This window comes from Rhodoplanes roseus (assembly GCF_003258865.1).
GTDB classification, from domain to species: Bacteria; Pseudomonadota; Alphaproteobacteria; order Rhizobiales; family Xanthobacteraceae; genus Rhodoplanes; species Rhodoplanes roseus.
Genome location: NZ_NPEX01000584.1, coordinates 1 through 1,148 on the forward strand (window position 1 = coordinate 1; position 1,148 = coordinate 1,148).

At 72.6% G+C, this 1,148-nt stretch carries 1 protein-coding gene; it reads left to right on the plus strand.

All coding sequences use genetic code 11. From position 1 onward, the window contains the following. Positions 1-50: 50 nt before the first annotated feature. A complete protein-coding gene (locus CH341_RS31415) occupies positions 51-1,034 on the plus strand; it encodes a Bug family tripartite tricarboxylate transporter substrate binding protein (RefSeq protein WP_111423635.1) in 984 nt (327 codons plus the stop codon). Positions 1,035-1,148 lie beyond the last annotated feature (114 nt).

A 1,148-nucleotide genomic window follows, 5' to 3' on the forward strand; every position in this document is an offset into this window, starting at 1 on the left:
CGACGTCATGCGTCGGTCCGGGCGGGCGTCGATCCTCACAGGAGCCGATCATGCGAACAGGATGGAACAGCCTGGCTCTCGCCGCCGTGGCGGCGTGCGTCCTCGGCGCGGCATGGCCCGGCGGCGCCCTGGCGGCGTGGCCGGAGTCGCCGGTGCGCATCGTGGTCCCCTACGCGGCGGGCGGATCGACCGACGTGGTCGCCCGCCTGGTCGCGGCGCGCCTTCAGGTCCGGCTCGGCCAGCCCGTGGTCGTCGAGAACACGGCCGGCAGCGCCGGCAATCTCGGCGCCGCGGTGGTCGCCCGCGCCCAGCCCGACGGCTACACGCTGCTGGTGGCGACCCCCGGCCCCGCGGTGATGAACCAGTTCATGTACCGCAAGATGCCGTTCGACACCGCGACGGCGTTCACGCCGGTGGTCTCGATCACCTACTTCCCGAGCGTCCTGGTAGTGGGCCCCAAGGTCAAGGCGACGACCGTGAAGGAGTTCGTCGCCGAGATGAAGGCGGCGCCGCGCGGCGCCACCTTCGGCAGCGCCGGCGTGGGCTCGACCGGCCATCTCGGCGGCACCGTGTTCGTGCAGAGCACCGGCATCGCCGGGACGCACGTGCCGTATCGCGGCAGCGCGCCGATGCTCCAGGATCTGCTCGCCGGCAATATCGACTTCACCATCGACACGGTGCCGGGCCTGATGAGCTTCATCACCGCGGGAACCGTGCGGGCGCTCGCCGTCACCGGCAAGGGCCGGGCGGCGTCGATCCCGGACGTTCCCGACAACGCCGAGGCCGGCATTCCCGACATCGAGATGGGGAGCTGGCTCGCCTTCCTGGCCCCCGCCGGCACGCCGCGGGCGATCGTCGCGCGCATCAATGCCGAGGTCGACGCCGCCCTGAAGGAGCCGGAGCTGGCGCAGCGCATCCGCGACCTCGGCGCGGTGCCGACCGGCGGCACGCCGGAGAGCCTCGCCGCCTTCATGGCCGCCGAGACCGCCAAGTGGAAGAGCGTGATCGAGACGGCCGGCATCCGGATCGAGTGAGACCAGCGGCCTCCAGCACTGACTCTCACCGTCACCCTGAGGTGCTCGGGCGAAGCCCGAGCCTCGAAGGGCGACGGCCCGGGCCGCATCCTTCGAGGCCCGGCTGCGCCGGGC

Excerpts from the sequence above, each read along its gene's own strand:
- CH341_RS31415 (WP_111423635.1), top strand. The coding sequence starts at position 51 with ATGCGAACAGGATGGAACAGCCTGGCTCTCGCCGCCGTGGCGGCGTGC.